The organism is Microbacterium forte, from assembly GCF_031885415.1.
Taxonomy (GTDB): domain Bacteria; phylum Actinomycetota; class Actinomycetes; order Actinomycetales; family Microbacteriaceae; genus Microbacterium; species Microbacterium forte.
Genome location: NZ_CP116871.1, coordinates 2,992,153 through 3,017,249, shown reverse-complemented (window position 1 = coordinate 3,017,249; position 25,097 = coordinate 2,992,153). Strand labels below are relative to the sequence as shown.

Annotated in this window: 26 protein-coding genes; 15 read left to right on the top strand and 11 right to left on the bottom strand. The window is 69.4% G+C overall.

The genetic code is table 11. The features are described 5' to 3' along the window. Positions 1-16 precede the first annotated feature (16 nt). Both OB895_RS14545 and OB895_RS14540 read left to right on the top strand, forming a co-directional pair. Positions 17-1,423 carry an NAD(P)/FAD-dependent oxidoreductase gene (locus OB895_RS14545; RefSeq protein WP_079113572.1) on the top strand — a complete coding sequence of 469 codons (1,407 nt, stop codon included), beginning with the start codon at positions 17-19 and terminating at the stop codon, positions 1,421-1,423. Next, a complete protein-coding gene (locus OB895_RS14540) occupies positions 1,420-1,767 on the top strand; it encodes a cupin domain-containing protein (protein ID WP_042541473.1) in 348 nt (115 codons plus the stop codon). The genes OB895_RS14545 and OB895_RS14540 overlap by 4 nt, the downstream gene beginning before the upstream one ends. A gap of 47 nt (positions 1,768-1,814) precedes the next feature. Here OB895_RS14540 and OB895_RS14535 read toward each other — a convergent pair whose 3' ends face one another. Then, positions 1,815-2,501 carry a hypothetical protein gene (locus OB895_RS14535; protein WP_042541472.1) on the bottom strand — a complete coding sequence of 229 codons (687 nt, stop codon included), beginning with the start codon at positions 2,499-2,501 and terminating at the stop codon, positions 1,815-1,817. A gap of 49 nt (positions 2,502-2,550) precedes the next feature. After that, positions 2,551-3,120 (bottom strand): TetR/AcrR family transcriptional regulator, encoded by a 570-nt coding sequence (locus OB895_RS14530; RefSeq protein WP_042541471.1) that lies wholly within the window; start codon positions 3,118-3,120, stop codon positions 2,551-2,553. A gap of 147 nt (positions 3,121-3,267) precedes the next feature. On the opposite strand from OB895_RS14530, the gene OB895_RS14525 reads away from it, so the two are divergent. From OB895_RS14525 to OB895_RS14480, 10 genes are all read left to right on the top strand, one after another. Next, positions 3,268-4,926, top strand: coding sequence for a CocE/NonD family hydrolase (locus tag OB895_RS14525; RefSeq protein ID WP_042541470.1), 1,659 nt, complete (start codon positions 3,268-3,270; stop codon positions 4,924-4,926). Beyond that, positions 4,923-5,357: a DUF3237 domain-containing protein gene (locus tag OB895_RS14520; protein ID WP_042541469.1), complete on the top strand. Its 435-nt coding sequence runs from the start codon at positions 4,923-4,925 to the stop codon at positions 5,355-5,357. Before OB895_RS14525 ends, OB895_RS14520 begins: the two co-directional genes overlap by 4 nt. A gap of 110 nt (positions 5,358-5,467) precedes the next feature. Next, positions 5,468-7,117, top strand: coding sequence for an ABC transporter substrate-binding protein (locus OB895_RS14515; RefSeq protein WP_311877988.1), 1,650 nt, complete (start codon positions 5,468-5,470; stop codon positions 7,115-7,117). A 40-nt stretch (positions 7,118-7,157) separates the two neighbouring features. Continuing rightward, a complete protein-coding gene (locus OB895_RS14510) occupies positions 7,158-8,093 on the top strand; it encodes an ABC transporter permease (RefSeq protein ID WP_237049533.1) in 936 nt (311 codons plus the stop codon). Further along, entirely contained in the window at positions 8,090-8,953 is an 864-nt protein-coding gene (locus OB895_RS14505) for an ABC transporter permease (protein ID WP_079113575.1), read from the top strand. Before OB895_RS14510 ends, OB895_RS14505 begins: the two co-directional genes overlap by 4 nt. Then, positions 8,950-10,656 carry a nickel ABC transporter ATP-binding protein NikE gene (gene nikE, locus OB895_RS14500; RefSeq protein ID WP_042537883.1) on the top strand — a complete coding sequence of 569 codons (1,707 nt, stop codon included), beginning with the start codon at positions 8,950-8,952 and terminating at the stop codon, positions 10,654-10,656. Before OB895_RS14505 ends, nikE begins: the two co-directional genes overlap by 4 nt. Further along, a complete protein-coding gene (locus tag OB895_RS14495) occupies positions 10,653-11,120 on the top strand; it encodes a DUF3237 domain-containing protein (RefSeq protein WP_079113576.1) in 468 nt (155 codons plus the stop codon). Before nikE ends, OB895_RS14495 begins: the two co-directional genes overlap by 4 nt. A 58-nt stretch (positions 11,121-11,178) precedes the next feature. Next, positions 11,179-12,801, top strand: a complete 1,623-nt coding sequence (locus OB895_RS14490) for an amidohydrolase (RefSeq protein WP_079114066.1) — start codon at positions 11,179-11,181, stop codon at positions 12,799-12,801. 58 nt (positions 12,802-12,859) lie between these two features. Continuing rightward, entirely contained in the window at positions 12,860-14,104 is a 1,245-nt protein-coding gene (locus OB895_RS14485) for a flavin-dependent oxidoreductase (RefSeq protein WP_042537879.1), read from the top strand. After that, complete coding sequence (locus OB895_RS14480) at positions 14,101-14,598, top strand: DUF3237 domain-containing protein (RefSeq protein WP_042537877.1); 498 nt, start codon at positions 14,101-14,103, stop codon at positions 14,596-14,598. Before OB895_RS14485 ends, OB895_RS14480 begins: the two co-directional genes overlap by 4 nt. Positions 14,599-14,629: 31 nt before the next feature. On the opposite strand, the gene OB895_RS14475 is transcribed toward OB895_RS14480, so the two are convergent. The 9 genes from OB895_RS14475 to OB895_RS14435 form a co-directional block, all read right to left on the bottom strand. After that, entirely contained in the window at positions 14,630-16,096 is a 1,467-nt protein-coding gene (locus OB895_RS14475; RefSeq protein ID WP_079113577.1) for a carboxylesterase/lipase family protein, read from the bottom strand. Positions 16,097-16,163: 67 nt separating this feature from the next. After that, a complete protein-coding gene (locus tag OB895_RS14470) occupies positions 16,164-17,123 on the bottom strand; it encodes a DUF1214 domain-containing protein (protein ID WP_079113578.1) in 960 nt (319 codons plus the stop codon). 115 nt (positions 17,124-17,238) lie between these two features. After that, complete coding sequence (locus OB895_RS14465; protein WP_042537871.1) at positions 17,239-17,583, bottom strand: type II toxin-antitoxin system PemK/MazF family toxin; 345 nt, start codon at positions 17,581-17,583, stop codon at positions 17,239-17,241. Continuing rightward, the gene (locus OB895_RS14460) at positions 17,580-17,825 is read right to left on the bottom strand and encodes a hypothetical protein (RefSeq protein WP_042537868.1); all 246 of its coding nucleotides are present in this window, start codon (positions 17,823-17,825) and stop codon (positions 17,580-17,582) included. The genes OB895_RS14465 and OB895_RS14460 overlap by 4 nt, the downstream gene beginning before the upstream one ends. A 77-nt stretch (positions 17,826-17,902) precedes the next feature. Next, positions 17,903-18,904 (bottom strand): DNA-methyltransferase, encoded by a 1,002-nt coding sequence (locus tag OB895_RS14455; RefSeq protein WP_079113579.1) that lies wholly within the window; start codon positions 18,902-18,904, stop codon positions 17,903-17,905. After that, the gene (gene lplAB / locus OB895_RS14450) at positions 18,901-19,950 is read right to left on the bottom strand and encodes a lipoate-protein ligase LplAB (protein ID WP_079113580.1); all 1,050 of its coding nucleotides are present in this window, start codon (positions 19,948-19,950) and stop codon (positions 18,901-18,903) included. The genes OB895_RS14455 and lplAB overlap by 4 nt, the downstream gene beginning before the upstream one ends. Before the next feature lie 49 nt (positions 19,951-19,999). After that, complete coding sequence (locus OB895_RS14445; RefSeq protein WP_079113581.1) at positions 20,000-20,737, bottom strand: DUF1684 domain-containing protein; 738 nt, start codon at positions 20,735-20,737, stop codon at positions 20,000-20,002. Positions 20,738-21,006: 269 nt separating this feature from the next. After that, positions 21,007-21,861 carry an alpha/beta fold hydrolase gene (locus OB895_RS14440; protein WP_079113582.1) on the bottom strand — a complete coding sequence of 285 codons (855 nt, stop codon included), beginning with the start codon at positions 21,859-21,861 and terminating at the stop codon, positions 21,007-21,009. A 78-nt stretch (positions 21,862-21,939) separates the two neighbouring features. Then, positions 21,940-22,677 (bottom strand): copper homeostasis protein CutC, encoded by a 738-nt coding sequence (locus tag OB895_RS14435; protein WP_042537860.1) that lies wholly within the window; start codon positions 22,675-22,677, stop codon positions 21,940-21,942. Positions 22,678-22,758: 81 nt separating this feature from the next. On the opposite strand from OB895_RS14435, the gene OB895_RS14430 reads away from it, so the two are divergent. The 3 genes from OB895_RS14430 (at position 22,759) to OB895_RS14420 (ending at position 25,054) form a co-directional block, all read left to right on the top strand. Continuing rightward, complete coding sequence (locus OB895_RS14430) at positions 22,759-23,199, top strand: MarR family winged helix-turn-helix transcriptional regulator (RefSeq protein WP_042537858.1); 441 nt, start codon at positions 22,759-22,761, stop codon at positions 23,197-23,199. Positions 23,200-23,204: 5 nt separating this feature from the next. Beyond that, entirely contained in the window at positions 23,205-24,551 is a 1,347-nt protein-coding gene (locus OB895_RS14425) for an MFS transporter (protein WP_079113583.1), read from the top strand. 62 nt (positions 24,552-24,613) lie between these two features. After that, positions 24,614-25,054 carry a hypothetical protein gene (locus tag OB895_RS14420; RefSeq protein ID WP_079113584.1) on the top strand — a complete coding sequence of 147 codons (441 nt, stop codon included), beginning with the start codon at positions 24,614-24,616 and terminating at the stop codon, positions 25,052-25,054. The last annotated feature ends 43 nt before the right edge of the window (positions 25,055-25,097 follow it).

The window sequence follows — 25,097 nt, the reverse complement described above, 5'->3', positions numbered from 1 at the left end:
GAGAACGGGACTGATCATGGGAACCACGGTCTTCGAACGTCGCCGCCCCGCGGATGCCGTGATCGACGCCTCGCTGCGCGACACGGCTCTCAGCGTGTTCTGGCTCGACGACGTCGAGCGTGTCTCGCACCCCGCCCTGGCCGGGAGCATCACGGCCGACCTCGCGATCGTCGGCGGCGGCTACGCCGGACTCTGGACCGCCGTGCGCGCCAAGGAGCGCGACCCGCAGCGACGTGTCGTGCTGCTCGAGGCGTCGCGCATCGTGTGGGCGGCATCCGGCCGCAACGGCGGGTTCTGCGAGGCGAGCCTCACGCACGGGCATGAGAACGGCGTCACCCGCTGGCCCGACGAGATCGATCGCCTCGAAGAACTCGGCCTCGAGAACCTCGACGGCATCGAGGCGACCGTGAAGCGCTATGGCATGGACGTCGACTTCGAGCGCACCGGCCAGCTGGCCGTGGCCGTCGAGCCGCACCAGGTGGAGTGGCTGCGCGAGGAGGAGGGATTCCTCGACCGCGAGGCCGTGCAGGCCGAGGTGCACTCCGACACATTCCTCGCCGGAGCGTGGGAACGCGACGCGTGCGCGCTCGTGCATCCCGCGAAGCTCGGTCTCGAACTGGCCCGTGTCGCGATCGAGCTCGGGGTCGAGATCTACGAGCACTCGCTCGTGCGCGAGGTGATCGGCGACGGGTCGAGCGCGATCACGCTCGTGACCCGCGACGGCGGACGGGTGCGAGCGGATGCCGTGGCACTCGCCACCAACGTCTTCCCCTCGCTGCTCAAGCGCAACCGCCTGATGACCGTTCCCGTCTACGACTACGTGCTGATGACCGAGCCGCTGACCGACGAGCAGCTCGCCTCGATCGGATGGGCGAACCGTCAGGGCCTGGCCGACAGCGCCAACCAGTTCCACTACTACCGGCTCACGGCCGACAACCGCATCCTGTTCGGCGGATACGACGCGGTCTACCACTTCGGCGGCAAGGTGCGTCCCGAATACGAGGACCGTGCCGAGAGCCACCGCAAGCTCGCCTCACACTTCTTCACGACGTTCCCGCAGCTCGAGGGCCTGCGCTTCACTCACCGCTGGGCGGGGGCGATCGACTCGTCGAGCCGCTTCTGCGCGTTCTTCGGCACCGCCCGCAAGGGTCGGGTCGCGTATGCGACCGGCTTCACCGGCCTCGGCGTCGGCGCCGCCCGCTTCGCCGCCGACGTCATGCTCGACAAGCTGACCGGCGAGCCGACCGAGCGCACCGAGCTCGCGATGGTGCGCGAGAAGCCGATCCCGTTCCCGCCCGAGCCCGTCGCCTCGATCGGCGTCAACCTCGTGCGCGCCGCGATGGACCAGGCCGACCACAACGAGGGCAAGCGCAACCTGTTCCTCAAGACGCTGGACGCCGTCGGCATGGGGTTCGACTCGTGAGCGAGCTCGCATCGGGAACCGGAGTGGATGCCGCGGCGCTGCCGCTCGCGCACTCGCCGTTGCCGTCGGACGAGGTGCTGATCGGCCGGCCGACCTCCGCCACGCACCCGCTGGCGACCCTCGGCGAGGTCGAGGTCGGCATCTGGGAGATGACGCCGGGCACGGCATCCGACACCGAGGCCGACGAGGTGTTCGTCGTGCTCTCAGGTCACGCTCGCATCGAGTTCGTCGAACCGGCGCTGCCTGCGATCGAGGTCGACCCCGGGTCGGTCGTGCGACTGTCCGAGGGCCAGCGCACCGTGTGGACGGTCACCGAGACGCTCCGCAAGATCTACATCGCCTGAGGGGTGCCGGTATCGCCGCGAATGCGGGGATCGCCGTGCAGGCGGCGTCAGGCTTCCGGTGCTGAGCCGCTGCCGCCGTCCGAACCGAGGACGATACCGAGTCGGTCGGCGACAGCACGCGCCTGCTTCTCCGCGTCGTCTGCTGTGCGCTCGAGGCCGGGCAGGTCTTCCGGACGGAAGTACCAGGTCGATCGGTCTCCCGGGGAGACGTATCGTTCCTCGTCGGTGAGCTGCGCGTCGGCGCGGGCCTTTCGGAGGTCGGCGTCGGCACGGTCCCGCTCGTCGAGCACCTGCGACGCGAGCTCGATGTCCCGGGCGGTCAGGTCCGCCGGGGCCCCAGCCACCACGAGGGGATGGATCAGCACCGACGGCAAGGGCTTCGGGGTGAGGGCGGTCGGTCGCGCGCGCGAGGCGATGACTGCGGTCACCACGGCACCCAGGACGAACAGCAGCCCGACGGCGATGGCCGCGTCTCGAAACGGCAGTCGGAGCGACGCGATCACCACGCCGGCCACGACCGCGAGCAGGAGACCGCCGGCGATCGGGACGAGACACCCGATCGCATCGCTCCTGCCGCGGGCGACGCGCGCTCGCCGGTGGCTCTCGATGATCGCCGACGCGTCAGCCGCGCTGTCCGGCGGCACGAGGTGCAGCTGGTCCGGGCGCGTCCGGATCGCCGCGGCGTCGACGGCCGGCAGGCGGAAGCAATCCGGACGGTCGGAGGAGATCGGCACCGAACCATCCTCTCGTGTCGGGGCCCGCAGCGGCCCCCGACGTCGAACGTCAGAGGGCGGCGAGCAGCGTCTCGACGGCCCGGCGCACCCGGGCGGTGCGGACCTCGTCGGGGTTGAAGTCGCCCATGAAGACGTTGCCGAGCGCGGCTGAGAGCGTGCCGTCGGCGACGAGCTCGCATGTCGCCGCATCCGCCTTCGGGTACTCAGCGGCGGCGAGCTCGGCGAGGGTGGTGCGCGTGTGGCCATAGGCCTCGGTGAGCACCTCGGCGATCGGCGGGTTAGTACGCGAGAGCTCGACGAACCCGAGGACGACGGCGTTCTCGGTGTCTGATCGGGTGAACTCCTCGCCGAACAGATAGTCGAGCGCGTCGGTGAACGTCACCAGCGTCGACGGCAGGATCGTCAGGGTGCCCGTCTCGTCGGCGAACACGTGCCGGGCGGTGTCGGCGAGCAGCTGATCACGATTGCCGACGAAGTGGCGCACGTGTCCGCGCGACATCCCGGCGGCTTCCGCGATGCGGTCGAGCGACGTGCCGGCGATGCCGTGCTCCGCCACGGTCTGCAACGTGGCCTCGATGATCTGGTCGCGGCGTTCTGCGGCCACGGTCGGACGTGCCATCGGTCCCCCTCTTTCCCTGCATCAGCAGGATACATAGATGTTACAAGTTTTTAGTCTAGTCAGACTTGACTATTAACTGCGCCGGACTTACGTTGTGATTCATCGAGCACCGCGGTCTCCCCGGCGCCGAGGTCCAGAAGGAGAGTCATGACCAGCTTCATCCGCATTCCCGCGGCTCCCGAGAGCGATCTGGCACGCCCCGCCCGCGTCCGGATGCGTGACGGAGTGCTGCTCGCGGCCGACATCTATCTCCCCACTGACGACGGCGATGCGGCCGGCGACACCATCCTCATCCGCCTGCCCTACGACAAGAGCGGCAGCTACACCTACATCCCGCTGATCGCCGAATACCTGATGGCGCACGGGTACCGCGTGGTCGCGCAGGACGTGCGGGGCAAGTTCCGCTCCGAGGGCGAGGCGCTGCTCTTCGTCAACGAGGTGCGAGACGGTGAGGACACCCTCGACTGGATCGTGCAGCAGCCCTGGTCGAACGGCCGCGTGGCGATGTGGGGAGACAGCTACTACGGCTACACGCAGTGGGCGGCAGCCGCCAGCGGCCACCCCGCCCTCAAGGCGATCGCACCCCGCGTCACCGGCACCGGCCTGGGCGAGCCCGTGCATCGCGCACCCGGCGAGCGCACCTCGAACGTCGAATGGACGATCACCTACCTGTATCCGGTCAGCCACTTCCACGGCAACGACACCTACATGTGGGAGCCCGATTGGACGCGACGCGACTTCGCAGCTCAGGTCGAGGAGTTCCTCGCCGACGCGGGCGAGCGATCGATCTCGTACGACCAGTGGTACCCGCGCCCAGTGCACCTGCCCCGCTTCCCCCTCGGATCCCCCTTCGCCGCGCGCTCGGTTCCCGCGCTGCACACGATCGGCTGGTGGGACAACTGCTCGCCCCTGTCGTGGTCCGACGTCGCGGACATCACGAAGAACCCGGCGTGGGCCGCACACCACCACCTGCGCATCGAGTCGATCGATCACGAGGGCTACGAACTGCTGAGCGACCCCGCAGACCGCGTCGCAGAACGCACCGACGAGCAGATTCGCGCCCTGCTCCCCCGCACCCTCGACCCGACGCTCGAGTTCTTCGAGGTGTACGTGCGTGGCAACGGCTCCCCCGCCGACATCCCCGCCGTGCGTTGGAACCTCGCGGGCACCGAAGAAGAGCGGACGGATGCGGCGTGGCCGCCCGCCGGCATCCGCTCCGTCGCGCTGCAGGCGACCGCCGAGGGAGGACTGGCACAGGATGCCGCGGCGCAGCCGACCGAGCTGACGTGGACCCACGACCCCGATGACCTCGTGCCGTCGAGCGCCGAGGATGCGTTCTCGTTCCTGCTCGAACTCCCCGACGAGGCGCCGATCGGCGCACGCGACGACGTGCTCGTCTTCACCTCCGCTCCGGTCGCGGCCGATGTCGACCTCGCGGGCCCCGTGACCGCCACCGCGACCGTCCGCTCCGACGGCCCCGTGATGGATCTGTTCGTCCGGCTGCTCGATCTCGCACCCGACGGCACCGCACTGCGCATCGCCCGCGGGCAGCGTCAGGTCGCCGATGCCACAGAACCTGCGGCCCTCGACCTCGACCTGGGCCAGGTCGGCTACCGGCTGCGCGCCGGACACAGCCTTCGGGTGCACGTGTCGAGCAGCGACTACCCCGAGTTCGTGCCGCAGACCGGCACGGGCGCCGACCCCTGGGCCTGGGGGCCGACGGCGACCAACCTGCAGCACCTCACGATCGGTGGATCCGACGGCCTCACGATCCACCTTCCCGTCCTGGATGGAGAACTGTCATGACCACGCCTTCCCCTCAGCCCGAACCGATCCTCGAGTACGCCTTCGAGATCCGCGTCGACGTCGACACCGACATCCACCTCGGCCGCGGCCCGCACGAAGTGCTCGCCTTCACACCGATCACCGGCGGCACCGTCGACGGCCCGCTGCTGCAGGGCTCGGTCATCGCGGGCGGCGGCGACTGGTCGGTCGAGCGCGACGGCACCTTCCAGCTCGAAGCGCGCTACCTGCTGCGGGCATCGGACGGATCGGCGATCGACATCCTCAACCGCGGCTACTACCGCGAAGAGGCCGATGGCACGTCGTACTTCCGCACCGCCCCCGTGTTCCAGACCGACGCCCCGGCGCACAGCTGGTTGAGCCGGAATCAGTTCATCGGCCTCGCCCGAGACGAGGACGAGCAGATCTGCATCCGCGTCTACGTAGTCAGATGAGCCGCACCACCTGAATCACCCGCACCACCCGCTCCACCAGCACTGCCTGCACCATCTACTCCCGGCGGGGTCGACGACGCCCCCGCTGCACGCACCTGAGAGGACCCGACATGACCCGCACCACCCGACGCCGGTTCACCGTCGCCGCCGCCCTGGCGACAGCGACCGTTCTCGCCGCCACCGCCTGCGCCCCGCGCACCGGGACGAACGATTCGTCGCCCGAGGAGATCGACGCCTCTTCTCTCGTCACCTCGCTGCCGGCGGCCACCACCGCCGTCGACGAGGTCACCTGGGCTGTCGTGGAAGGCGAACCGCAGACGCTCGACCCCTCGTCATCCGCCAACATCATCATCCCGAACCTCTGCGACAGCCTGCTCACGGTCGAGCCCGGCTTCACTCTCGAAGCGGGCATCGCCGAGAAGGCCGAGTGGATTGATCCGGTGACCTTCGAGATCACGGTCAGAGACGGCGTCTCCTTCTGGGACGGCACCCCCGTCACCGCTGCGGATGTCGCCTACAGCCTCGAGCGCAACCGCACCCCCGCGTCGCAGTGGTACGCGGCGTTCGCTCTGATCTCGAGCATCGAGACCTCGAGCGACGGCACCGTCATCGTGCACTTCACCGCACCCGACACGACGTTCCGCGACGCCCTCGGCGGCGGGGGCGGCGCCGTGATGAGCAAGGCCTTCGGCGACACCGTCGGCGCGGACCTCGGCACCTCCGGCGGCGGCCTGATGTGTGCGGGCCCGTACCAGCTCGACGACTGGAAGCCCGGAACCGAGATCTCCGTCACCGCCAACCCCGACTACTGGAACGGCGCACCGCTCACCGAGCGCATCCGCTTCGTCTTCGTCACCGACGGCGCCACCCTCACCTCCGCGCTCACCGCCGGCGAGATCGACGGCGCCTTCAACGTGCCGCCGGGGTCGCGCCAGAGTTTTGAAGCAGAAGACGGCGAGGGCCGCCTGATCTCCGGGCCCTCCACGGCCTCGTACAGCTTCGGTCCGACCTCGGCCGACAGCGCGGCGGCCGACCCGCGCGTGCGCCAGGCGCTGAGCCTCGCCATCGATCGCAGCACCTACATCGACACCGTTCTGCAGGGCCTCGGCCAGGTGCAGAAGACGATCGTCCCGCCGTTCGTCTGGAGCGGCATGGAGGCGAAGGACACCTACCAGGACGCCTACGACGCGCTGCCCTCCCCCGAGGTCGATCTCGATGCGGCCAAAGACCTGATCGCCGAATCCGGCATCGACACCTCCACGCCCCTGGTGCTCGCCGTTCCTGCCGGTGCCAAGGAGTTCTCGCAGACGGCATCGATCATCCAGAGCGCGGCGAAGGACATCGGCCTCACCGTCACGATCGACGAGCGTCAGCCGGCCGACTTCGGAGCACTCTTCTACACTCCCGAGCTGCGCGACGGCATCGACTTCGTCGCCACGACCGGCTACCTCGAGGTGCCCGGCGTGCTCGGCTACCCGCAGCTGTTCATGCTGCCGGCAGAGTTCGGCGGCATCTTCAACTGGTCGGGCTACGCGAACGACGAGGTGACGGCCGACCTCCAGGCGGCGCGCACCGCGACGGATGCGACCACCGCGGCCGAGGCGTTCGTGAGCGCGCAGGAGATCTTCGCCCCGGACCAGCTGCAGGTGACGCTCGCCGGCGCCTACCAGCTCACCTACCTGTCCGACGACCTCACCGGCATCACCACCTCCGTCGCCATCTACAGCTCCCCCTGGGCGCTGCGCCTCGGCGGCGAGTGAGTCGTCTGCGACGACGGGACAGACCCTCATGATCAGGACGGTGCTCGGCAAGCTGGGCGGACTCGCGCTCACGCTCTTCCTCGCCAGCGTCATCATCTTCTCGGCGCTTCTGCTCACGCCGGGTGACCCGGTGACGGCGCTGGCGGGCGGGGCCCGTCCGACCCCGGAGCTCATCGCGGCGATCCGCGCAGAGTACCGGCTGGACGACCCGGTGTGGCTGCAGTACCTGCACTGGCTCGGGGGTGTCGTCACCGGCGACTTCGGTCGGTCGTTCGTCTACAAGACAGATGTCGCCGAGCTCGTGGGAGCACGGTTCGCCGTGACGTTCCAGCTGGTGCTGCTGACCACCGCGCTGATCGCGGTGTTCGGCCTCGGCTCCGGGATCCTCGCCGCGATCGGCAGTCGTCGCACCGACATGGTGGTCTCGGTCACCACGTCGCTCGGCATGGCCCTGCCGACGTTCATCGTCGCAATCCTGCTGATCTGGATCTTCGCGACCTCGCTCGGCTGGTTCCCGACGTTCGGGGCGGGTGAGGAGGGGCTCGACCGGCTCTGGCACCTGGTGCTCCCTGCGGTGTCACTCGCGCTGATGTTCATCGCGTACATCAGTCGAGTGACCCGCAGCGCCCTGGTCGCCCAGCTGCACTCCGAGCACGTCGAGACGGCCCGCGTCCGCGGCATCCCGTGGGGGCGTGTCTTCCGCCGGCACGTCTTCCACAACGCGGCTCCGCAGATCCTCGCGATCTCGGGCACGACGATCGCCGGTCTCTTCGCCGCCTCGGCGATCGCCGAACAGGCGTTCGGACTCGGCGGCGTCGGGTCGCTGCTCACCGAAGCCGCCGCCCGCAAGGATCTGCCGGTCGTGCAGGTCGTCTCCCTGCTGCTCGTCGCCCTGTTCGTCGTGCTCAACGCGATCGCCGACCTGCTGGCCGCCGCAATCGACCCCGACTCCGCAGGAACCAGGAGGAACGCATGAGCGTCGGTCAGCTCGCCGCGGGGCGCATCCCCGCCGCCACTCGTCGGCTCGCCCGCCGAGATCCCCTCGTGGTCGTGGCCGTCGTCGTGCTCGCCGCCGTCGCCGTGATCGCGATCGCCGGCCGGTGGCTCGCCCCCTACTCGCCCGATCAGCTGTATGCCGGTCCGATCAATGACCCCGCCTCACTCGACCACCTCTTCGGCACCGATGACCTCGGTCGCGACATCCTGTCGCGTGTGCTGGTCGGCGCCTCCGCCAGCGTCACGGCGCCGGTGATCGTCGTCGTCCTCTCCACGACATTCGGCATGACCCTGGCGATCACCGCGGCCTGGTTCGGAGGAATCATCCGCGGCACGACAGCCCGCGTGATCGACGTGATCTTCGCGATCCCCGGGCTGGTGCTCGCCGTGCTCGCGGTCGCGATGTTCGGCAAGGGGCTGGTCGCCCCCGTCGCAGCCCTGTCGATCGCGTACATCCCGGTCGTCGCGAGACTGGTCCAGACAGCGGCGTCCCGCGAGCTGGGTCGGCCGTACATCGCGGCATTGCGAGTGCAGGGCGTCTCGAGCGCCGCGATCTGCTTCCGCCATCTGATCCCGGCCCTCATACCGGTCGTCGCGGCTCAGGCGACCATCGGATTCGGCTACGCGATGCTCGATCTCGCGGCGATCTCGTTCCTCGGCCTAGGCGAGCAGCCGCCCGCCGCCGACTGGGGCTCGATGATCGCCGGCGGCCAGGCCGCGATCCTCGCCGGCGCGCCCGAGCAGTCGCTCTTCCCCGCTCTGCTCATCGTCATGACGGTGCTCGCCGTCGGCATCATCGGCGCCCGCGCCACCACCTGGGCAGAGGAGAAGGAACGATGACGACACCCGTCCTGGAACTGCAGGGCCTCGAGATCACGATGCCCACGCCCGACGGTTCCCGCACGCTCGTGCACGACTGCACGCTCGACGTCGCCCTCGGCGAATCGGTGGGACTGGTCGGCGAGTCCGGGTCGGGAAAGACGCTCAGCGTGCGGGCGATCGCCGGCCTGCTCCCAGAGACCTTCACCACGGCCGGCACCATTCGCGTCGAGGGCCAGGATCTCGAATCCCTCGACGAGCGAGGGCGCCGCGAGCTGCGAGCGCTGCGCATCGGCATGGCGTTCCAGACCCCTCGTGCCCACCTGAACCCCCTGCGGACGATCGGCGACTTCCTCACCGAGGCACTGGTCACGGTGGCCGGGTTCACTCCGGATGCCGCTGAGCGCCGAGCCGTCGAACTGCTCGACGAGGTGGGAGTGCCCTCTCCCACCCGCCGGCTGCGGCAGCGTCCCGCCGAGCTGTCGGGCGGGCTGCTGCAGCGGGTGATGATCGCGTCCACCCTGGCGATGGACCCCCGACTGCTGCTCGCCGATGAGATCACCACGGCGCTCGATGTGACGACCCAGGAAGAGGTCATGGCCGTGATCGGCGACCTGCGCCGCCACCGCGATCTGTCGCTGCTCTTCATCACGCACGACCTCGCTCTGGCCGGAGCGGTGTGCGACCGTGTGGTCGTCATGAAGCAGGGCCGTACGATCGAGACGCTCCGCGGGTCGAGCATGCGCGCGGATGCCACCGAGGACTACACGCGCATCCTGATGTCGGCATCGCTCGACGCCGTTCCGGTGACTCCGCCCGCAGCCGCGGCCTCCCCCTCCACCGCATCCGAGCCGCTGCTGCGTGTCGACGGGCTGAAGAAATCCTTCCGGGTGCGCGCCGCGCACGGTCGAGGCCACGACATCCTCACCGCGGTCGACGACGTGTCGTTCGGCCTCGCGGCCGGTGGGTCGCTGGGCATCGTCGGCGAGTCCGGATCGGGCAAGTCGACCACCGCCCGCGTGATCTGCGGCCTCGAGCGCGCCGACGCCGGCACCGTCCGCGTCGCCGGGCACGACTGGAGCGCACCAGCAGCATCGGGTGCCGAACGACGCACCCGCGCGAAGACCGCGCAGATGGTGTTCCAGGATCCGTACCAGTCGCTCGATCGACGCCAGACCGTGCGGCAGTGCCTCACCGAGGCGATTCGCGTGCACCGCCGCGACGACGACCGCGCGGCGCTCTCCGCCCGGGTGTCGGCGCTGATGGATTCGGTGCACCTCGACGTGGCCCTGCTCGACGCACGACCCCGATCGCTCTCGGGCGGCCAGCGCCAGCGTGTCGCGATCGCGAGGGCCCTCGCCGCCGAACCGCGCATCCTGGTGCTCGATGAGGCCGTGTCGGCGCTCGATGTCACCACGCAGGTCGAGATCCTGTCGCTCCTCGAGCGCATCCGTCTCGACACCGGCGTCGCCCTGCTGATGATCACCCATGACCTCACCGTCATCCGCCGTCTGTGCGACGAGGTGGTCGTGATGCGCGACGGTCGCATTGAGGAACGCGGCGATACCGGGACCGTGCTCGACAACCCCCAGGCTGAATACACCCGTCTGCTGCTCGACTCGATCCCGGGCGACGGCTGGGTACCGCAGCGGCGCATACCGGTGCGCACCACCCCGATCCCCACGATCGGGCTCGACCGACCGATGAAGAGGAGACGGCGATGACCGACACCGAGCTGATGATCCCCGCGTTCGAGTACTGCTTCGAGCTGCAGGTCGATGTGACCCCGCCCCAGCGGATCGGCCGAGGCGAAGGCGGCGAGCTGCACTTCACCGCGATCACCGGCGGGCGACTCTCCGGACCCCGCGCCGAGGGGCGAGTGGTGCCCGGCGGCGGCGACTGGTGGGTCGATCACGGCGTGACGACCCAGCTCGACGCGCACTATCTGATCGAGATCGACGGGCACCTCGTCGATGTCGTGAACCGCGGCTACTGGCGGGCGAACGAGGCGGCCATCGCGCAGTTCCAGGCCGGTGGGCGGCCCTCCGAACAGGATCTGTACTACCGCACGGCGTTCGTCTTCCAGACGGATGCCGAGCCCCTGCGCTGGCTCGCCGAGTCGCAGTTCGTCGGCTACGCGCGCCCCGGAGACGACCAGGTCGTCATCCGTGTGTTCCGAGTGGTGTGACGAGATGATCGACGAGCAGGACCCGAGCGGCGAGGCCGCAACGACGAGAGGCACCACCATGACCCGCACTTCTCCCGCCGACGTGTGCATCGTCGACGGTCGCGTGTTCGACGGCCGGATCGGCACCGCCGACACGGCCGTCGCGATCCGCGGCGAGCGCATCATCGCGATCGGATCGGATGACGAGATCCGTGCCCTCGCGGGACCCGACACCCGCATGATCGACGCCGTAGGCGGCGGCATCCTGCCCGGGTTCGTCGACGCGCACATCCACGCGGCGTTCGCGGGTGTCGAGCGGCTCAGCTGCGACCTGACCACGGCTGCGAGCGTCGACGAGACGCTGTCGCTGATCGTGGCTGCGGCCAACGCGACGGATGCCGAGTGGATCACCGGCGGCGGCTGGAGCCACGAGCTGTTCCCCCACCCGACGAGGCAGATGCTCGACGCGATCGTGCCGGACCGCCCTGTGGCACTGAGCGACGCCGGACACCACACGCTGTGGGTCAACTCGCGCGCGCTGGAGCTCGCTGGGGTCGACCGGAACACTCCCGCTCCCCCGAACGGACACATCCACCACGACGAGCAGGGCGACCCCACCGGGTACCTCAACGAGACGGCGGCAGAGCTCGTCGGGCGGATCGTTCCGCCGAGCACGGATGCCGAGATCGCGGCCGGTCTTCTCAACGCGCAGGAATTCCTGTGGACCCTCGGCATCACCGGCTGGCACGAGGCGATTCTCGGCGAGTACAACGGCAAGGCCGATTGCACCGCGGCCTACGTCGCGACGATCGCCGACGGCAGTCTGCGCAGTCGCACGTCCGGCGCACTGTGGGTGCCCCCTGGCACGACGGCCGCACAGGTGCCGGCGCTGGTCGAGCGCTTCGTCGCGCTCCGAGCCGCGAACGCCGCAGCGGGCTTCGACACATCGACTGCGAAGGCGATGGTCGACGGCGTGCCCCACGGCGAGACCGCCGCCCTGCTCGAGCCCTACTGCAGCCACGCGGGCAGCGGAGAGCTGCACATCGATGCCGAGGCACTCGAGGCGCTCGTCGTCTCGCTCGACGCCGAGGGCTTCGCGATGCACCTGCACATCATGGGCGACCGCGGAGTGCGCGTCGCCCTGGCTGCGGTCGAGGCCGCCCGCCGCGCCAACGGCACCGGTCAGCGCCACCACTTCGCGCACCTGTCGATGGTGCACCCCGATGACGCCCGCCGCTTCGGCCCGCTCGGCATCACCGCCAACATCCAGGGCCTCTGGGCATCGGTCGACCCGGCCGTCGTGCCGATGATCGGCGACGCCCGCATGCGCGCCGGCTATCCGTTCCGCGCGATCGCCGACAGTGGAGCCGCGATCGCGATGGGGTCGGACTGGCCGGTGTCGCCCGCCGATCCGTGGCTCGCGATCCACGTGGCCGTCAACCGCACGCTCCCCGGCCCCGACGGCACGCCGAGCGAACCGCTCGACGCCACCCAGCGACTCACGCTCACCGAGGCCCTCGCCGCCTACACCAGCAGATCCGCCGAGCTCGTGCTGGGCGGAGGAGGGATGCTGCGCGTCGGCGCCCGCGCCGACATCGCGGTGTCGACCGTCGACCCGTTCGCGATCCCGACCGAGGCGCTCATCAGCGTGGGCACCGCTGTGACCGTCGTCGGCGGTGCCGTGGTCCACATGCGCGCCTGAGAACCGGCACACCCACCCACCCGCTGCGGCCGAACGCAGCAGAGATCAGGAGAGATCGATGAAGATCATCATCGTCGGCGCAGGGATCGGCGGACTCGCCGCAGCGATCAGCCTGCATGAAGCCGGACTGCACGACGTCAGCGTCTACGAGCGGAGCGCCACGATCCGCGGGCTCGGAGTGGGCATCAACCTGCTGCCGCACGCCCTGCGCGAGCTGACCGAGCTCGGCATCGCCGACACCATCGCCGACTTGGGCGTCGAGCCCCACACGCTGGCCTACTACAACCGGTTCGGGCAGCCGATCTGGCATGAGCCGCGCGGCCTCGACGCCGGGTACCGTTGGCCGCAGCTCTCGGTGCACCGCGGCCGTCTGCAGCTCGCTCTGCGCGACCTCGCCGAGGCGCGTCTCGCCGAGCCCATCCGCCTCGATCACCGCCTCATCGGCGTCACCACCCACGACGACGGCACCGAGACGGCGACCTTCGAGACATCCTCCGGCACGGTCGAGGCGACCGCCGACGTGATCATCGGAGCCGACGGCATCCACTCCGCGCTGCGCGCGCTGCGGTACCCGACCGAGGGAGCGCCTCCCTGGGGAGGGCTGACGCTGTGGCGCGGAGTGACGCGCATCCCCGCGTTCCTCGACGGGCGCACCATGATCATGGCGGGCGACGCCGACCAGAAGTTCGTCGCCTACCCTCTCGCCCCGGTCGACGCGGACGGGCGGATGCTGGTCAACTTCATCGCCGAACGCCGCGTGGAGGGCACGGGCGACGCCGACTGGAACAGAGCAATCGATCCTGCCCCCATCGCCGAGCTCTTCCGCGACTGGAACTTCGACTGGCTCGACGTGCCGACGGCGATCGCCACGGCCGACGAGATCCTCGAATACCCCATGGTCGACCGCGACGCCCTGCCGCAGTGGACGTTCGGGCGCACGACACTGCTCGGCGACGCCGCGCACGCGATGTACCCGAACGGATCGAACGGCGGATCCCAGGCGATCCTCGACGCCCGCACCCTCGCCTTCCATCTCGCCACCGCCGGCGACATCGATGAGGCACTCGCGGGATACGAGGCCGCCCGTCGCCCCGCCATGACGGCTCTGCTCGCGAGCACGAGGGCGACCGGTCCCGAGCGCGTGATGCAGCTCGCGGCCGAGCGTGCACCCGAAGGGTTCGACGATATCGATGACGTCATCCCGTTCGCCGAACGCGAGCAGATCGCGACCGGGTACAAGACCGCCGCCGGCTTCCTGCCGTCGGTACTGAACGAGCGCGCGTCGCTCACCCCGGTCGCATGAGCATCGACTCCACGGGCAGCCCTGACCCGCACGATCTGCTCCCGGTGCCGACCTTCGAGTTCGCCTTCGACGTCACCGTCGGACTCGGGCCGCTCGAAGACCACGGCAGCACGAGTGTCGGTCACAGACGCGTCGTGCCGATCCTCGGCGGCCGCGTCACCGGTGCCGTCGACGCCGAGATCCTGCCCGGTGGCGCCGACTGGCAGATCGTCCGCTCCGACGGCACGATCGAGATCGACGGCCGCTACTCGGCGCGCACGACCGACGGCGACCTGCTGCTGCTGCACGCGAAGGGGCTCCGCACCGGAACCCCCGACGTGCTCGAGCAGCTGCGCCGCGGCGAAGACGTCGACGCCGGGTCGTACTACTTCCGCACCACGGTGCAGATCGAGACCTCGGCACCGGGGCTCGCGCACCTGCAGCGTTCGCTGTTCCTCTCCGTCGCCCAGCGGCAGGCGGACGCCGTGCGCTACCGCGCCTACCGCGTGACATGAGCCCGGCCGCCGCGGCGGGCGGCCGCTCGGCTCAGAGCAGCGCCCGCACCGACGCATAGGCATCATCGACGTCGCGGGTGGGCCGGTCGTAGACACGCACGACACCGGCATCCCCGTCGTGCCTGCCCCACCCCGGATCGCCGGTGGTGATGAACGCGACCGCGGCGCCGTGCACGTCGTCAGCGAGTTCCTGGGGCGGGTTCGGCCCCGCGAGGGCTTCCATCGACGGGCCGTCGAGGCATTCGAAGAAGAACGGCACGTCGAGGCAGTGCTCCGCGAAACCGAAGCGTCCCGAGGGCCACGAGAAGCGGTAGAGCCATGTGGGGGCATCGCCACGGTCGGCCGCGATGCCCGGCACGGTGGTGCGGAACATCCGATCTGTCAGCACCCGGCCCGCGAGACGCGCCTTGCCGAGACTCACGACGTCGGCATTCGCGGCGAGATACTCGGCACGGATGCTCTTGGGCACACCGAACCGGTTCAGCAGCACGGACTGCGGTACCCACCGCAATGCCTTCGCCGTTTTTCCCGCGAACGCCATCGTGAACTCGTCGTCGGTCGCGCCGATCACCAGTGGCTTGTCGGCACCGACGCCGGCACGCAACGACTCCCGGGTCGGCCGCGGAAGCAGGTCGCCGTCGATCGTCGGGCCGAGTGGCAGCCCCTCCTCGATCACGGTCGTCAGTGACGACGGCCCGAGCTGGGTCGCCTTCTTCTGCAGCGCGAGCAGGCGCTCGTCCGACAGCGTCGACAGTCCGGCCACTGTCGGAGCCACCCCACCCGAGGCGGCGAGCGCACGCCCGAACGCCTCGGCGCGAGTCGCCGACACATCGCCCAACGCCCCCGAGATCGCGTAGACCGCGTGGAACAGGTGCTGCGCCTTCTCCATGCCGAGCAGGGTGAGCACCGCCCCGCCGCCCGCGGACTGTCCCGCGATCGTCACGCGGCTCGGGTCTCCGCCGAATGCGGCGATGTTCTGCTGCACCCATTCGAGCGCGAGCAGCCAGTCGCGCACGCCGCGGTTCGACGGAGCATCCTCGATCCAGCCGAAGCCGTCGACGCCGAGCCGGTACGAGATCGACACGGTGACGACGCCGTCGCGGTTGAAGTTGCGGCCGTCGTACCAGGGGCTAGCCGGCGAACCGGCGAAGTATCCGCCGCCATGGATCCAGACGAGCACGGGCAGGCCCGAAGCCTCGGGGTCGGGCGTGAACACGTTCACGTTCAGGGTCGAGTCGCCCTCGACGCTCGGCTCGGGGATCAGCGTCACACCGGGGTCGCCGCGCTGCGCGGTCGCCGCGAACTCGAGCGTGTCGAGCACGCCCTCCCACGGCGCCTTCGGCACCGGTGCCTGGAATCGGAGTCCGCCGATCGGCGGCTCGGCGAACGGGATGCCGAGGAACGCGGCCGATCGCGGAGCCCCGCGCCCTCCCGTCGTCGGGCGCCAGCGCCCTCGAACCCGCCCCGCGGCGGTCTGCACCTCGACGTACTCGGTCATGACTCTCACCCTGTCACGACGAGACTCACTCGCACGCCGAGACTCACTCACACCGGACTCCGCGAAACTACGGCGTGCGTGGCAAGTCGGCGGTGATCAGCGGCACGGTCCAGCTGCCGTCGAAGTAGGCGGCCTTCGGACGGTAGAGACGCACCAGAAGGTTCCACCCCGGAGGCACAGGAATCGCATTCGGGGTGCGGGTGTCGGGATCGTCGACGAAACGGACCGTGACGGAACCGTCGGGCGCCTTCTCCGCGGTGATGCTGTTGATCGTGTAGCGACCGGCGACGTTGGGCTCGAAGTACCCCTCGGCGTTGTAGACCGAGATCGACCAGAACGCATCGACCGGCGCATCCCTCATCGTCATGGTGTAGCTGCCTGGCGGGAGTGCGGTGTCGACGCCGACATAGACGGCCTCCGATTCGGGCAGCCCGCCCCAGCCGGATGCTGTGCCGATCAGATGCCGAACCGGGATGATCTCCTCGGCCGTGCCGAACATCCCGCGGTACCCGCCGACACCCTTCGCGAGCGTCAACAGGGCGCCGCGCGTCTCCTCGAGCGATTCGGCATCGTATTCGGCGAGGACGAATGGGGCCGACGAGCGCGCTTCGACGCTGATCCCCTTCTGCAGATCTCCCACGACAGCCAGGTCGGCCTCGTCATCCGGGTCGGCGAGGATGCGAACGGCGATCAGCACGTGAGGTGAGCCGAACTCCTCGGGTGTCAGCTCGAACGAACCGGCCGTGTGGAAGATCCGGTTGATCAGGTGGCTCTCGTTGACGATCATCGCGGACATGTAACGGTCTCCCGCATCGGGAAGCGTCAGCGTCGCCCCCGCATTGATATCCGCGATGGCGAAGCTGTACAGCGTGTCCCGGTTCAGGCGCACCACTGCTTGTTCGTCGATCGGGGCGGGCTCGGAATTGTGGCGGAACGTGTTCACCCCGCCCGCCGCGGCCTGCAGGGCGGCGAACATCCGCGCCGTCTCCGCCACGACGAAATTGTCGACATTCACGTGCTCGCCCATGGGAAGCCCTCCGCTCGGTGGTGACGCCCACGATAGCGATCACCTTCTCTCCGCAGCCATCTTCATCTCATGCGTGACCGGAAGGGGATCGGCATGAAACGTGACGACGGGCGCCTCAGACTCCCAGGACGAGACGGATGCCGGTCCCGATCTGCGCCATCAGATATGGCGCGAGGTGGCCGGCCGGGTAGGTGTCGACGAACTCGCGTGTGACCGGACCGATCTGACTCACGTTCGCCACCGAGTCGCGATCGAGCCCTGACGCCGCGGCCGGCACCAGTACGTTGCCCGGAAACCCCTCGAGAGCGGTGTTCGAGGTCAGTGGCACGACGAGGACGGTAGTGACGTTCGTGTCGAGCAGCCAGTCCTCTTGCACTACAACGGACGGACGCACTTTCGCCGGTTCCGAGCCTCGCGGAATCCCGAAGTCGACCCAGACGATGTCGCCTCTGCGGATCACCAGTCGGTGCTCTCGCGCAGCCGCTGTTCGTTGCCTCGCACGAACAACTCATCGTCGGCATCGGTATCGGCCTGAGCCAAGATCTGGTTCGCGATACGGGTCAGGTCCGAAGAGCCTTCCAACTCATCAGCCAGTCGTCGCCCGGCGAGCTGGAAGAACTCCGACCGGTTCATGCCGTGTCGCGCAGCCACGCGTTCGAAACGAGCGAAGTCGCCATCGGGCACGGAGATCGCCGTCTTCATGGGAAGAGTATAACTGGTCATACCGCGACAGTAGTCAGAGTTTCCGACATTCGCGGGTGCGTCGAAAGATGCCCCTCCTACTCCCCGACGCGCGACACCACGGCGTGCGGCATCCGCTCGGTCATCACGCGCACCGCCTCGGGATTGTCGTCGACGAGCACGGCGTCGCGCCCGAGGGCCGAGGCCACGGCTCCGGTCGTGCCGCTGCCGGCGAAGAGGTCGAGCACGCGGTCGCCGGGGCGGCTGGATGCCCGCACGATGCGCCGCAGGATTCCCTCGGGCTTCTGCGTCGGATACCCCGTCTTCTCACGTCCGGTCGTCGGCACGATCGTGTGCCACCAGACATCGGTGGGCAGCTTGCCGCGTGCGGCCTTCTCGGGCGTGACGAGGCCGGGCGCCATGTAGGGCTCTCGATCGATGTCGTCGGCGTTGAACACGTACTCGCGCGGGTTCTTGACGTAGACGAGGATCGTGTCGTGCTTGGTCGGCCAGCGGCGGCGCGACTTCGCGCCGTAGTCGTAGGCCCAGATGAGCTCGTTGAGAAAGCAGTCACGGCCGAACACCGCATCGAGCATGACCTTGGCGTAGTGCGCCTCGCGGTAGTCGAGGTGCAGATAGAGCGTGCCGTCGTCGGCGAGCAGCCGCCAGGCCTCCTCGAGCCGCGGCATCAGGAAAGCGCCGTAGTCGTCGAAGCGGTCGTCATAGGTGCGCAGCATGCCGCGCACCCGCTCGTACGCGTGGCCGTGGAACCCGTGTCGCACCTCGGCCCCGGGGCCCGCCGGTTCAGTATTCAGCAGAATCGGGTCGGCTGCGGCATCCGACCCGCGGGATTCCGTGGCTGCGACGCCGTCGGCGCCCGTTTCGTGCTGAGTTGTGAACGTGCGACGGGCCGTGACGACCTGGCGCTCCTGCGTGCGCCCCGTGTTGAACGGCGGGTCGAGGTAGACGAGCGTGAAGGATGCCGACGGCAGGGTCGCCGTGACCGCGAGATTGTCGCCCTGGATGATCGAGACGTCGCCGCGGACGACGGGGGCAGGCGTCGCCGGATCAGACGCAGGTGCAGGCGAGGGGTCGGTCACGGAACCCGATGCAGCCACGTGTCCGTGGCGAACTTCGACTCGACCAGCGCCTCGGCGTCCGCATACTCGTCGGCACTGATCGCGCCGTCTTCCGCCGAGGTGAGCGAGCGGAACGTGTCCTTGAAGCGCTCGATGATCTCGGCCCGTGAGAGTCCGGTCTGGCTGCGCAGCGGATCCACCCGCTTCGCCGCCGAGGTGGTTCCCTTGTCGCTGAGCTTCTCGCGGCCGATGCGCAGCACCTCGGTCATCGTCTGGCCGTCGATGTCGTACGAGAGGGTCGCGTGGTGCAGCACTCCCCCGTTGGCGAGGCGCTTCTGCGCGGCTCCGCCGATCTTGCCCGAGGAGCTGGCGATGTCGTTGAGCGGCTGGTAGATCGCGTCGATGCCGAGCGAGCGCAGCGCCTGCAGCACCCAGTCGTCGAGAAAGGCGTAGGAGTCGGCGAAGGTCATGCCCTGCACGAGGGATGCCGGCACGTAGAGCGAGTAGGTGATGATCTGCCCCGCGGCCATGAGCATCGCGCCACCGCCCGAGATGCGGCGAACGACGTCGAATCCGTGGCGGGCAGCACCTTCGGGGTCGACCTCGTTGCGGTACGACTGGAACGAGCCGATGACGACGGCCGACTGGTCCCACTCCCAGATGCGCAGCGTCGGACGACGGCGCCCCTCACCGACCCGAGAGGTGAGCACCTCGTCGAGCGCGAGGTTCATGCGCGGCGAGACCGCCTTCTCGTGCACGATCTCCCAGTCGAAGTCGTTCCACCCCGGTGCCGTGACGAGTGCTCGACGCACGGCCGTGCCGACGGCTTCGGGAGTGAACCCGAGCAGCTGCGCACCCTCGGGCAGCGCACCGCGCACCGCCGCGGCGATGGCCGTGGCATCCGTCTCGACCGGCAGTCCGGTGACCGCCCGGTCGATGTCGTCGAGTGCCGTGTCGGGTTCGAGGAAGAAGTCGCCGGCGAGCCGGAAGCGAGCGATCCTCCCGTCTTCGACCTCGAGGTCGACGACGACGAGCTTTCCTCCTGGAACCTTGAATTCACCGTGCACGATTACAGCTTAAGGCGAGGCCGTCGCTGGGGCGCGGTCCGCCGCGGATTCACCGCCCGAGCACGACAGCCCGCTCGCCCGCGCGGATCGGCGCCGAGAAGCGATTGCCCGGCGGCGGCTGCGGGCACACGTATTGATCGGAGAAGGCGCACGGAGGCAGGTATGCGCGGTTGAAGTCGATGACCACGGAGCCGTCGGATGCCGGTTCTTCGATCGGCAGGAAGCGGAAGCGATATGTCTCGGTGCCGTTGGTGCCGTCGGCGAAGATCGCGCTCAGGCCGCCCTGGGGCGTGCGGGTCGCGGCGAGCGCCACCGCGACGCCGTCGAGCGTGAACCGCAGCCGACCGGCGAGGTCGGACTCGTGCGAGCGACCATCCACCGAGGTGACGGTGATCGTCTCGCCGGGCGTCGGCTCGAACACCGCGGCGATCCGCCATCCCTTCCGAGGCGGATACGCGTCGATCGCGCTGAACCGCTCCCGCTCCGGCCGCCTCGGGTTGAACACCCGCAGCGCCACCTCCCCCCGCCTGTCGAAGACGCGCAGCTCGCGGCGTCCGAGCCGCAGCGTGTCACGGCCCCTCAGCGTGACGACCGACCCGGTGGTGCCGAGATCGCTGCCGCGGATCCCTCCGTCTCCCGTGAGCGCCCAGAGCCCGGGCACCCCCTCGACGGCAGCGGGCTCGGTGATGAGCCAGTTCGTCGACTCGAGCGCGGCCGGGCCGTACTCGGCGCCGGCATAGCGCTCCCGCGAGTCATGCCACGCACGCCACTCGTCTTCGAAACCCACCCCACACCTGCCTCTCGCCGCGAATCTATGCGGAGGGAAGACCGGTATGCCGGGATGACGTCACGCGGATTCACCCGCTGTAACGGGGGTTCATCGGGCGTAACACTCGGACGCGCGAAAAGGCGCCCGACCCCGGTCGTTGAGAGAGGACGGCGAAGCCGACCGAGACGAAACGCAGTGAGCCGATTGCGTGCACTCGCCACGTTTCGTCTCGCTGCTTCGCTGCTCGCTCAACGACCGGACAGAAGCCCGCTCCGCCGCGCGACGGCTCAGCGCGGAGGGATGCGGGTGTCGAGCCACGACAGGATGTCGGCCCGCACCTCGTCCTGCTGCAGCTCGTTGAAGATCTCGTGACGCGCATCGGGGTAGACCAGCGTCGTGATGTCGATGAGCCCCGATCGCGTGCGGTACTCGTCGGCGAGCTTGTGCACGCTGCGGGGGCCGCCGACCGGGTCGTCGCGGCCGACGAGCAGCAGCAGCGGGATGTCGCGGCCGAGGTCCTTGCGCGGGCGACCGTAGAGCTTGGCCGCCTCGACCGGGCCGAACAGTTTCAGAAGCGGCTGATCCGTGGTGAGCGGATCCTCATCGAACGAGGTCCACACGGCGGGGTCGCGACTCAGCCATTCGAGGCCGGTGGCGTCGTCCGCCGCCCAGCGGGCGTTGAGCGGTGCCGCGTTGAGCGATCCGGGTGTGCGCAGAGCCGACCCCGAGAGGATCACGGCATCCCACGCCTCGGGGTGGTCGTTCACGAGCATCTGCGCGAGGAACGATCCCCACGAGTGTCCGAGCAGCACGAGCGGCAGGTCGGGGTGCTCGTCCTTGATGATGCCGGTGAGCTGCCAGATCGCCGCCTGCGCCGCGCGCAGTCCGCCCTTGCCGAGGCGGCCGAGCTTGGCGGGGCCTCCGTGCTGGCGGATGCCGGTGCGACCGTGCCCTCGGTGATCGTCGGCGTAGACGATGAAGCCGGCCTCGGTCAGCGCGGCGATCAGCGCCCCGTAGCGCCCGGCGTGCTCGCCCACACCGTGCAGCAGCTGCACGACTCCCCGCGCATCGCCCACCGCCGGGTGCACGTCGTAGACGATGGCGATGCCGTCGGCATCCGTGAATTCGCGCGTATCGGTCACGCCCCCACCCTACTGAGGGTGCGCGACATGCGTCAGGGCGACTGCGGGACGAGCCTCAGCTCGACCGCGCGATGCGGCTCAGTTCGACAGCGCGGCGATGACGCCCTGGGCGATCGCGAGGTCGGTGACCTCGTATCCACCGACGCCGTCCGATGCCGACCCCATGCGCACTCCGCCGTCTTCGTGCACCATGCGCTTGGCGGAGAAGTGCAGAGCGTCGACGCCCGCTGCGACGAGGGCGGGAGCGCTGGCGGCATCCACTCCGCTGCCCGCCATGATCTCGATCTCTCCGGCCGCCTCGGCGACGAGCGCGCGCAGGGTGTCGATGCCGTCGATCGCGACCGAGGCGCCACCCGAGGTGAGCACACGGCGAAGGCCGAGATCCCTGGCGGCGACGAGCGTCGCCACGGGGTCGGGAGTCACGTCGATCGCGCGATGCAGGGTGACGGATGCTCCGCCGGCGGCGTCGCGCAGGCGCCGCATGGCGGGGATGTCGAGCAGCCCCTCTTCGTCGAGCGCACCGATCACGACACCGTCGGCGCCCGCCTCGATCGCACGGCGGACATCGCTCTCTGCGATCGCGATCTCGTCGGCGGAGTAGGTGAAACCGCCGGCTCGGGGCCGGACGAGCACATGCACCTCGACCCCGACGGCTCGTGCCGCGTCGATCGACAGGTCGAGGGTCGCCGGCGACGGAGTGAGGCCGCCGAGAGGCAGAGCCTGAGCGAGCTCGACGCGCACGGCGCCGACAGCGCCGGCGATGCGCACTCCGGTCGGGTCCTGCACGGCGAGCTCGAGAGCAACGGATCGGGTCATGCGTCCATTCTGGCCTGTCGGCGGCGGCCGATCCGACGCCCGCTTCCCATCGTCGGCAGAATTACTTAGACTGTCTAAGTAATGTCTGCGACCGATGATTCCCTCCAACTCACCGCGACAGACCTGCGCATGGCGACGTTCCGACTCGCACGGCGCCTGCGCTCGGCCCGCGCCGTCGATGCGATGAGCGACGCGCAGCTCGCGGTGCTCGCCACGCTGCGCATGCACGGCCGACGCACGATCACGGCCCTGGCAGAGCGCGAGCGTGTCACCGCGCCGTCGATGACGAGCATGATCAACGGACTCGAAGAGCAGGGTTTCGTGATCCGCACTCCGGATGCCGAAGACCGCCGTCGCGTGCAGGTCGACATCACCGAGGCGGGCACCGAGATCGTCGCGCAGACCATCAAGCGCCGTGACGAGCTGCTGGCCGAGATGCTCGGCGAACTGGACTTCACCGAGCAGGAACTGACGACGCTGCGAGAAGCGAGCGCCCTGATGCGAAAGGTGGTCGACCGATGAGCGCGATGTTCCGTTCGTTCTCGAACATCAACTACCGCATCTGGTTCGCCGGCGCCCTCGTGTCGAACATCGGCGGCTGGATGCAGGCGACCGCGCAGGACTGGGTCGTGCTCACCGAGCTCACCGACAACGACGCCGCGGCCATGGGTTTCACGATGGCGCTGCAGTTCGGCCCGCCGCTGGTGCTGGTGAGCCTCACCGGATGGGTCGCCGACCGCTTCGAGCGCCGCCGCATCCTGCTCGCCACCCAGAGCGCGCTGCTGCTGCTCGCGATCGCCGTAGGCGTCCTGCTGCTCAACGGCGTGATGACCCTGCCGATGATGTTCTGCTTCGCCGCCGCGTTCGGTGTCGTCAACGCCTTCGACGCACCCGCGCGGCAGGCGTTCGTCTCCGACATGGTCTCGGCCGGCGACACGTCGAACGCGGTCGCCCTCAACTCGGCATCCTTCAACCTGGCCCGCATGATCGGCCCGGCCGTCGGCGGTCTGCTGATCGTGGCGATCGGCTCGGGGTGGGTGTTCATCGCGAACGCCGTGACGTTCCTCGCGATGCTCGTCGCGCTGATGCTGCTGCGCACCGGGCAGTTGGCGCCGCGTCTCAAGAACCGCCGGCCCGGCGGCCTCGCAGAGGGCTTCCGCTATGTCTGGGGTCGCAGCGACCTGCGGGTCGTGTTCGTGACCGTGTTCCTGATCGGCGCGTTCGGCATGAACTTCCCGATCTTCGCATCGACCATGGCGATCGAGTTCGGGGCCGGGGCCGACGGCTACGGCGTGCTGAGCTCGGTGCTCGCGATCGGCTCGCTCGCCGGGGCGCTGCTGGCGGCCAGGCGCGACCGCGCTCGCGTGCGCGTCGTGGTCTTCGCGGCGGGCGGTTTCGGAGTCGCGGCCTTCATCTCCGCATCCATGCCGACGTATCTGTCGTACGCGATCACGCTGACGTTCACCGGCTTCATGATCGTGACGCTGCTCACGACGGCCAACGGATACGTGCAGATGACCACGGCCCCGGCGCTGCGAGGGCGCGTGCTCGCGCTGTACATGGCCGTGATCATGGGCTCTACTCCGGTCGGCGCTCCCATCGCCGGGTGGGTGGCCGACGCGTTCGGCCCGCGCGTGGCGATCATGCTCGGTGGCACCGCGGGCTTCGTCGCCTGTGCGATCGGCGCGATCTGGATCTTCACCTCCGGCCGACTGCACCGCTCGGAGGACAGCCGATTCCTGATGACTCTCGACGAGACCAGGCCGCTGAACGTCGTCGACCGCGCCGAGAAGGCGGACCCGGTCGAGTTCAGCGATGAAGCGGCCGTCACGACGCCGATCCGCACCTCGAAGAAGGACGACCCGGAGTTCTGAGCGGGTGACTGCGGTTTGTCAATGCCCTCCACGTGCGGGCGGGGCGGACGTACGTTCGCCGCATGGACCAGAACACAGGACGCACCCCGCACGCCGAAGAGCCCGCCGAAGGCTCCCCCGAGGCGATCCCCGAGCACAACACCGCTCCTGACGGCCAGTCGGCAGATTCGGCCGGGCGCCAGCCCGACGAGCTCGACGGCAACGCCCAGGGCTCGAACCAGGGCGGTGCCATCCAGGGCGACAGCTCGCACGGCGACTCCCCTCGCGGAGCCATCCAGGGCGACGCCGACGAAGAGAACGCCCAGGGCGCAGCCCAGGGCGGCGCGATCCAGGGTGACAGCTCACACGGTGAATCGCCTCGCGGCGCCATTCAGGGCGACGCCAGCCCCGACCGCGACGCGGCCCTCGGCGGCGACGAGAACACCGAACAGCAGCTGACCGCCGACAATGAGGTCGAGGAAGACGCTCTGCGCGCGCTCGACCCGGACGACGCTCCCGCCTGAGCGGTGGGCACATGCGGGAGAGGGCGGATGCTGCGGCATCCGC